This window comes from Variovorax sp. P1_H12_2 (assembly GCF_056405335.1).
In genome coordinates, this window is sequence record NZ_JBFUCI010000305.1 from 1 (window position 1) to 7,914 (window position 7,914).

General features: G+C 65.7%; 11 protein-coding genes. 3 read left to right on the forward strand and 8 right to left on the reverse strand.

The window, feature by feature from the left end:
* From AC1D2K_RS24740 to AC1D2K_RS24760, 5 genes are all read right to left on the reverse strand, one after another.
* Positions 1-1,417 (reverse strand): molybdopterin cofactor-binding domain-containing protein (locus tag AC1D2K_RS24740; RefSeq protein WP_478091733.1); only part of this gene is annotated, 1,417 nt, incomplete at its 3' end.
* Between the two features lie 9 nt (positions 1,418-1,426).
* A complete protein-coding gene (locus tag AC1D2K_RS24745) occupies positions 1,427-1,897 on the reverse strand; it encodes a (2Fe-2S)-binding protein (RefSeq protein WP_478091734.1) in 471 nt (156 codons plus the stop codon).
* A gap of 69 nt (positions 1,898-1,966) precedes the next feature.
* Positions 1,967-3,457, reverse strand: a complete 1,491-nt coding sequence (locus AC1D2K_RS24750) for an arylsulfatase (protein WP_478091736.1) — start codon at positions 3,455-3,457, stop codon at positions 1,967-1,969.
* Between the two features lie 65 nt (positions 3,458-3,522).
* Positions 3,523-3,921: a hypothetical protein gene (locus AC1D2K_RS24755; protein WP_478091738.1), complete on the reverse strand. Its 399-nt coding sequence runs from the start codon at positions 3,919-3,921 to the stop codon at positions 3,523-3,525.
* A 12-nt stretch (positions 3,922-3,933) separates the two neighbouring features.
* Positions 3,934-4,212, reverse strand: coding sequence for a hypothetical protein (locus AC1D2K_RS24760; RefSeq protein WP_478091739.1), 279 nt, complete (start codon positions 4,210-4,212; stop codon positions 3,934-3,936).
* Between AC1D2K_RS24760 and AC1D2K_RS24765 the strand changes: the two genes are divergently transcribed.
* Positions 4,211-4,405, forward strand: a complete 195-nt coding sequence (locus AC1D2K_RS24765; protein WP_478091741.1) for a hypothetical protein — start codon at positions 4,211-4,213, stop codon at positions 4,403-4,405. The genes AC1D2K_RS24760 and AC1D2K_RS24765 overlap by 2 nt on opposite strands.
* Here AC1D2K_RS24765 and AC1D2K_RS24770 read toward each other — a convergent pair.
* From AC1D2K_RS24770 to AC1D2K_RS24780, 3 genes are read right to left on the reverse strand one after another with little or no spacing between them, the layout of a single operon-like run.
* The gene (locus AC1D2K_RS24770) at positions 4,395-5,153 is read right to left on the reverse strand and encodes a YfaZ family protein (protein ID WP_478091743.1); all 759 of its coding nucleotides are present in this window, start codon (positions 5,151-5,153) and stop codon (positions 4,395-4,397) included. The two genes, AC1D2K_RS24765 and AC1D2K_RS24770, sit on opposite strands and share 11 nt — an antisense overlap.
* A 26-nt stretch (positions 5,154-5,179) precedes the next feature.
* Positions 5,180-5,773 carry a hypothetical protein gene (locus AC1D2K_RS24775; protein ID WP_478091745.1) on the reverse strand — a complete coding sequence of 198 codons (594 nt, stop codon included), beginning with the start codon at positions 5,771-5,773 and terminating at the stop codon, positions 5,180-5,182.
* A 31-nt stretch (positions 5,774-5,804) separates the two neighbouring features.
* Positions 5,805-6,653, reverse strand: a complete 849-nt coding sequence (locus tag AC1D2K_RS24780; protein ID WP_478091746.1) for a DUF2092 domain-containing protein — start codon at positions 6,651-6,653, stop codon at positions 5,805-5,807.
* A 271-nt stretch (positions 6,654-6,924) separates the two neighbouring features.
* Here AC1D2K_RS24780 and AC1D2K_RS24785 point away from each other — a divergent pair, with 271 nt between their 5' ends.
* Positions 6,925-7,287 (forward strand): hypothetical protein, encoded by a 363-nt coding sequence (locus AC1D2K_RS24785; RefSeq protein WP_478091747.1) that lies wholly within the window; start codon positions 6,925-6,927, stop codon positions 7,285-7,287.
* Positions 7,288-7,385: 98 nt separating this feature from the next.
* Positions 7,386-7,914 (forward strand): BPSL1445 family SYLF domain-containing lipoprotein (locus AC1D2K_RS24790; RefSeq protein WP_478091748.1); only part of this gene is annotated, 529 nt, incomplete at its 3' end.

Here is a 7,914-nt window from a genome sequence, read left to right on the forward strand (position 1 = left end):
CCAGCAGGGTCACGCCGGAACGCTTCATCGGGCGCTCGGGCAGGAAGATGTCGGCTTCCCATGCCGCGACCTGACCCCGAGGATCAATCCTCGCGCGATAGTCCAGCAAAGTCGGCGGACCCTTCGGGTCCCAGCCATGCTCGTCGTGCCGCATCCACTGCAGCCGCACCGGGCGCCCGATCTGCACTGCAATCAGCGCCGCCTCCGACGAGCAGTCGTCGGACCCGTTGCGGCCGTAGCATCCGGCCCCCTCGACGTAGATGCAGCGCACGCGCTCCTCGGACAGCCGCAGCATCGTGGCCAATTGCCGTCGCAGCAGGTGGCTCGCCTGCGACGGGGTCCAGACGGTGAGCGCGCCCTCCTTGAAATCGGCGACCGCGCACGACGGACCGATCGAGCCATGCGTGTTCAGCGGGAAGTCGTAGCTCGCGCGCAGCTGCCGGCCGGCGCCGGCCAGCGCGGCGGTTGGCCCGGCCGTGCTTTGCAGCACCTCGTCGCGATCGACCTTCGCGCCGCGCATCCAGGCCTCGAGGCGGGCATCGTCGGGCAGGCCCTCGCCGGCGCCCCACTTCGCCACGAGCGCGCGCGATGCCCGCACKGCGGCCCATTCGTCATTCGCCACCACGGCGAGGAAGTCGCCCTGGCGCACGGCGCGCAGGTAGCCGGGGATGCCTCGGCACGGGGTGTCGTCCCATGATTCGAGCCTGGCGCCCAGGGCTGCGGGATGCACCATGCGTGCGTGCACCATGCCCGGCAGCCGGACGTCATGCACGAATTCGAAAGTGCCGAAGATCTTGGCCGGAATGTCGAGACGGCGAACAGGCGTGCCGACGATCCGGTAGTCCTTCGGGTCCTTCGTGCGCACCGCCGGGTCGAGCTTCATCGACAGGCTGCGGCCCTGCAGGAGGGCCGCATACGTGACGCCTGGGCCGCCCGCCCGCGACGCCACAGTGCCCGCCTGCACCAGCAGCTGGTCCCTGGCAACGCCCAGGCGGGCCGCGGCCTGGTCCAGCAGAGACTCGCGCGCCGTCGCTGCCGCCTTGCGGATCTGCATGYCGCCGGCCTGGATTGAGAGGCTCGAGTCGGTCGGATGCTGGTCGGGCGTGAGCAAGGTGTCGCCCTGGATCATCGTGACCCGATCCAGCGGTACATCGAGTTCTTCGGCGACGATCTGCGTCAAGGCCGTGAGCACGCCGGTTCCAAGCTCCACCTTGCCGCTGTAGAGCGTGACACGTCCCTGGCTGTCGATCGCAAGGAACCCGCCGACCTCGCCCGCGTCGACGCTCTTGCCTATTGCTGTCGTGCCCGCCCCTTGCGCGAACGCGATGCCCGGTCGCGGCGCGAAGACGAAACTCACCACGAGCACACCGCTGCCGTGCAGAAGTGCGCGACGGGAAAGCGGAGCGAGGCGGGCCATTCGAAACGCTCAGGCCATCTGCTCTGCGGCCCGCATCACGGCGCGCAGGATGCGCACGTGCGTGCCGCACTTGCACAGGTTGGCAGCCAGCGCCTGTCTCACCTGGGCTTCGGTCGGGTGCCGGTTGCTCGCGAGGAAAGCCGCTGCCTGCATGATCATTCCGTTGATGCAGTAGCCGCATTGCGCGGCCTGTTCGTCGATGAAGGCCTGTTGCAGGGGATGTGGCTTCTCGGGCGTACCGAGGCCTTCGAGAGTCACAATCCGGGCGCCGGCCACAGCCGAGACGGGCATCACGCAGCTGCGCAGCGCCTCACCGTCGTAGTGCACGGTGCAGGCGCCGCATTGCGCCAGGCCACAGCCGAAGTGCATGCCGTGCAAGCCGAGCTGATTGCGCAACGCATAGAGCAGCGGCATGGCCGGATCGTCGGCCTGCAGCACCTCGGACTTGCCATTGACAGTCAACGCGATGGTCGTGGCCACGGTCCGCTTTCGAAGGTGAGTGCCTGGTCCGGCCTCCGGTGCCGGAGCCAGGCGTGGGTCAATGACACGTCAATGTGCGGCGCTGGACGATTCCTGCAGTTTCCGCATGAGCTCATCGAGATTGAACGCGGCCGGCTTCTGGCGCGGCGGGAACTTCTCGAACGCTTCCATCTGCTGCGCGACCGCACTCTGCATCGCGTAGACGATGTAGGCGTGCGAGATGACCCAGTCCCAGTAGGTGTTSGAGTTCTCGTCGGCCCGCTCGAACGGATCGCGSCGCAGRTGGAACATCTTGGGKGCCCGGTACTTGACGAAGGGCTCGAACCAGCACTGCAGCGTCTTGGCGCGCTGCTCCATCARCACGACCTTCCAGTCGTGCATGCGGATCGCCATGATGTCCCCGTCATCGCTGATGTAGAAGAACGACTGCCTCGGGCTCTCCTGCACCTGGCCGCTCAGGTACGGCAGCATGTTGTAGCCGTCGATGTGYACCTTGAAGCTCTTCTCGCCGACCKTGCAGCCTTCGAGCAGCTTCTCCTTGACATCGTCTTCGCCGRCCGCAGCCAGAAGCGTCGGCAGCCAGTCCTGGTGCGACACGATGCCGTTGATGACCGTGCCGGCCTTGAAYYTKCCGGGCCAGCGCACGAAGCACGGCACGCGCCAGCCGCCTTCCCAGTTGGTGTTCTTCTCGGCCCTGTAGGGCGTGATGCCSGCGTCGGGCCAGCTGTTGTAGTGCGGRCCGTTGTCGGTGGAGTACATCACGATCGTGTCTTCAGTGATGCCCAGTTCGTCGAGCTTGTCGAGCATCTGCCCGATGTGCTCGTCGTGCGCGACCATCACGTCGTTGTAGTCGCCCTGCCCGCCGCTCTTKCCCTTGTGCTTTTCCGCGCAATGCGTCCTGAAATGCATCGCCGTSGTGTTGTACCAGAGRAAGAARGGCTTSYSGTCGGCRTGGCACTTGTCGATGAARTYGAGYGCCTTCCCGGTCGTTTCGTCGTCGATSGTYTCCATSCGCTTCTTCGTCAGCGSGCCSGTGTTCTCRATSGTYTGTCCGCCCTTGCCRTCGGCCAGGCAATGCAGCACGCCGCGCGGGCCGAAGCGCTTCTTGAACGCGGGRTCCTTCGGATAGTCCGGATCCTCGGGCTCTTCTTCGGCGTTGAGGTGGTAGAGATTGCCGAAGAACTCGTCGAAACCATGCATCGTGGGCAGGTACTCGTCCTTGTCGCCGAGGTGGTTCTTGCCGAACTGGCCGCAGGTGTAGCCGTGCGGCTTCAGCATCTCGGCGATGGTCGGGTCTTCCGCGTGCAGCCCGACCGACGCCCCGGGCATGCCGACCTTCGTCAGCCCGGTCCTGATGGGGTTCTGGCCGGTGATGAACGCGGCCCGGCCCGCCGTGCAGCTTTGCTGCGCGTAGTAGTCGGTGAACGCAACCCCCTCGTTGGCGACGCGGTCGATGTTCGGCGTACGGTAGCCCATCTGACCCCGGCTGTTGTAGCTGATGTTCCACCAACCCACGTCATCGCCCCAGAGAATCAGGATGTTGGGCTTTTTCGTCGTCATGCTTCTTCCTCAACGTTGGAGAGGCGCCAGGTCACCTCGAAAAAAATTGCTCCTGGGAATGTGCGTCAGAGATGCGGCCGCCGGCGCAGGATGAGATTCACCAGGCTGCGAAATACCAGATAAGGCAGGACCGCCAGGACCACCGCGACCATCACGGCCTCGCCCGGATAGACCCAGCGCACCGAGATGAACTGGTAGACGGCGTCCATGACGATGGCCACGATGAAGACCTTCCCGATGTGATGCCAACCTTCGCGCAGCAGGGCCTTGCGTTGCACCCGGTCGCGCATGAGCGCCCACATGTAGAGCGGTCGCCCGTCCCGCGCGTCCTGTCTTCCGGCCCTGAAGGCGAAGAAGGCCGCAACAGCCGGCTGGAGAACGAAGCGGAAAGCCAGCGGCGCATGCCGGCCGCTCGTGATGTCGTCCCAGATACGCATCCAGACATCCAGCATCACGTCCCACATGGTCGATTCACCTCAAAGCAGCCTGAAGGCGATGCCGGCAAAGATGAACAGTCCCGCCACGGACATGACCAGCGCCATGACCAAGGAAGGCTGCATGATGCGAAGCCGGCTGTTCTCGCGCAGGTGCTTGAGCCGCAGCCAGTACTCGATCGTTCCCATCACCATGGCCACGGTGCCCAGGCCGGTGAGGAACAGGCCCATGTCGCGTGGCATCTCGGCCTTGATGGTGTGGACAGCTTCGTGCTGGAGCCCCTCGATGACCTTGTAGATGGTGAAGCCGAAGCTGATCATGGACAGCGCCGTCCTCACCCATGCCATGAGCGATCGGTCCGCGGCCATGATGGTCCGTTCGACGGCCAGTTCGGTGTTGAACTGCGCCAGCTCGCCGGATGTCTTCGCCGGCGGCGTGCCCGTTTCCGGCTTCACCGTCGGAGGCGTTGGGGAACTGTCTTTCGTGTCCATCGCCGGTTCGGTCAGAACTTGAAGCCGGCGCCCGCGAACAGGCCGCCGAGCGCCACCTTGCTGAGGAGCCCATCGTCGCTCTTGAAGTTCAGGTAGCGGTAGCCGAACTTGAACGAGACGGTGGGTGAGTACTGGTAGCTGGCTCCCGCGATGGCTTCCCAACTCGACGTCGAACTTCCCCAGCCCGTGTCGAGGTAGCCAAGCAGCGACCACTTGTCGTTGATCGGCGCGATCACGCGCGCGCCGATGATGCCGTTCCAGAAGCTGATCGAATCGTGGAGCCCCGGGCCGGGCAGGTTCGGGGCAATATTCAAATCGGTCTTGGCGTTCACGTAGCGCCCGCCCGCCAGGACATCGACTGCGACGGAACTGTCGAACACCCGATAGAGGCCGGCCAGGGTGTAGATCTGCTGCTCGTAGTCGACGTCCAGACCCAAGGGGGCGCCGAAGGTCGGCTGCCGGGAGACGCCGAGCTTCACGTATTGCATGTCGAGCAGCCCACCCCAGGGGCCCTTGCGGGCCTCGAGCGTACCCATCGCGCCGAAATCGAGTGCGCCCAGCACGCTCGAGGAACTCACGTGCGTGGTGCTCCGGGGCGTCAGGCCGAAGCGAAGATCCGACGAAACCCCGGCCGCCCAGAGGTACGGAATGAACTCGAACTGCCATGCATCGGCCGGCAGGACCGTCTGCCCGGCGGCCGAGAGACAGGTCAGCGCCGCGGCCAGCCCGCCGGCATTCTTCAGGGAGCGCGAGTACGTCGATTTGCGCATGGTGTTGACCGATCGATGGTTCGAATTCAGGGCGCCGGGACCACGCTGTAGTACACGCCGTTGGCGCCGAACGAGGGCCTGAACCAGGAGTTGCCGACCTGGTAGTAGGTGACGCCTGCGCGATCCACATAGACCGCGCCTGTCGGCAGCGTGGAGAAGTTGGCGCCCAAGGGGTAGGCCGGCAGCGTGCTGGCCCGCGCCAACGCAGCGCCGGCCACCGCGCCCGCCGCCAGCCCGACGGCGGCACCCGCAGCGACCGCAGCGCCGCAGTCGTAATAGCAGCCCGGGTGGTAGTACGGCACGCCCACCGGCCGGTAGTACGGCGCATAGCCTCCATAACCGTAGGCCGGTGGTCGATAGGTGGTGAAGCCGCCGGCCGTGGTGTGCACGGCCCCCATGCCGTAGGCGCCGGTGGTGGTTCCCCCATAGCGGTTGGTGTGGGTGGTTCCGCCGTACCAGCTGTGCGAGGTGCTGCCGCCGAACGCGTTGTCGTGGGTGAATCCGCCGAATCCGCCCATCGTGCGGCCGCCCCAGGCGTTCGCCCGCGCCCAGGCCGAGGCGGAGGTGTGGAATCCCGTGGCCAGCAGTGCCGCGGCGAGCCAGGGAAGGATGGTTGTCATCGGTTTCATCTCGAGCGTCCTTCCGCGTCCTTCATGGCGCCTTGCCCGCCTTGCCGGTCCTTGCCTTGGCGGCCGCCGCGGGTGGCTGCGGCGCGGCGAACGGAATCTTCCTCGCGTTGGCCGCGTTGACCGAGGCGAAGGCCTCCGCCGCCACGACCGGGTCGAGCTTCCAGTTCGAGAGATCCACCTGGTGGCGCAGCAGCAGCGGGTCGCCGCGGTAGGTGGCACGCAACCTGCGCGGCAGCTTGTCGTCGGCGCCGATCCAAATCTGCATGAACAGTTCGTCGCTGGCCACTGCCACCACATCGGTCGCGGTGCCGCCGACCGCCGTGGAGGGGCCGACGTAGAAGGCCTTGGTCAGGCCTTCGGTGAGGTTCTTAAAAGGATCTGCGCCCAACACATCGGCGAAGGGAAAGTAGATCGCGGCATCCTTGAATGCCGCCTCGAGCATGGCATCGATGGTGGGCGGCGCGGGCGCCACGGCGACCAGATTCTCGGAGGGCGCGAAGGCGGTGAAGGTCTTGCCGTCGTAGTAGTACTCCGACGTCTTGCCCTCGCCGCCCGTGATCACCCGCAGCTTGTTCGGCCGCTGCACCAGGACTTCGGAGCTCGTCGTGAAGGCCAGCGGCGGGCCGATGCTGGAGGGGCTTTCATAGGTTGCAACGGCAGTGAACGCCATCGACGACGGTGCGGTGAGGGCGTTGCTCATCGCACGCAACAGGTCCATCACCTTGGCTTCCAGCTCGGGCGCCGGCTTGGCCGACTTGCCTTGGGACGTGGAAGCCTTGGCCGGGGCGCCCTGGCCATTCGCCCCAACGACGAAGCTCAGGCTCGCGGCCAGCAGCAACACCTTGGTGAGGATCTGAAATCGGCTTTTCACTAAATCTCCTTCCGTGGCGCTTCCTTGCCCCGCGCAGCGACATGCGTCGGCGTGGCGCGATCATTGTGGAAGCGCCTGTGCGGCAAATCCAGCCGGGCGGCCACCTACGCCCACGTACGTGGTCCCGCGCGCACGTACGTGGCATACGTGGCCGCCGGGATGACCGCCCGAAACGGGAGTTCCAGAATGCCGGATCGGGGCCACGCGCGGCCATCATGCAAAAGCGGCCCGCATTGGATACCATCTCTGACATTCATTGAGGGGCTTTCTCATGAACAAGCGATCCATCGCAGTCAAGAGCGATGCTGCGCTTCCCGGGGCGGCGCAGCCTGGCGAGTGGGAAGTCGTCGAGCCCCCCCGCCCCGCGACCTTCGGAAGCTTCACCTGGTCTGTCACAAAGGTAACAAGCTCCGCCGGCCGGACCCGCATCAGCGCCCGGACGACCCGTTTGACTGACGGACATCTCGTCTCGGAACGGTTCGACGGCGATCTCGACGGCAGCGCGTTCGAGCGAATGGCCATGCAGGCCCATGCACAGTTCATCGAACAGTGGCGTGCCCTGTTGCGACCGATGAGTTGGCTGTTTCCGTTGCCTCGGGAACGGGATTCGCCCCGCAGGCGAAAAGGGCAATAGGACAGGCGCGTTCCTGCAAGCTCGACACTGGAACCATCCTGATTGCCCGGGCCGAGGCCTGAATTCGCCCAGTGATGTCGTGTGGAAAGGAGTCGATCATGCGTCCCATTCATCGATCAGTCCTGAGCGTCGCCTCGGTCGTCTTGGCGAGTGTCGCGTTCGTCGGCTGCACGACGACACGGCCTGGAGACACGTCGAGCACCGCGTCGTCGCGCGCCTCCATGGAGGCCCAGGTGGATGCCGCACTGTCCAAGTTGTATGCCAGCGTGCCGGGCTCGCGCGAGATGGTGGCGAAGGCCAACGGCGTGCTCGTGTTTCCCGCCGTGGTCGGGGCGAGTTTCGGCGTGGGGGCCGAATACGGTCGCGGCGCGCTGCGCGTGGCCGGCCGTACCGAGTCGTACTACAGCACCACCCTGGGCTCGCTCGGGTTCCAGGCGGGCGCGCAATCCAAGGCGGTCATCTACGTCTTCAACACGAGGGATTCGCTGGACAAGTTTCGCAGCAGCAGCGGCTGGACCGCGGGCGCCGACGCCACCGTCGCGCTCGCGACCCTTGGCGCCACCGGCAACATCGACACCAACACGTTTCAACAGCCCGTGGTCGGATTCGTGCTGACCAACGTGGGGC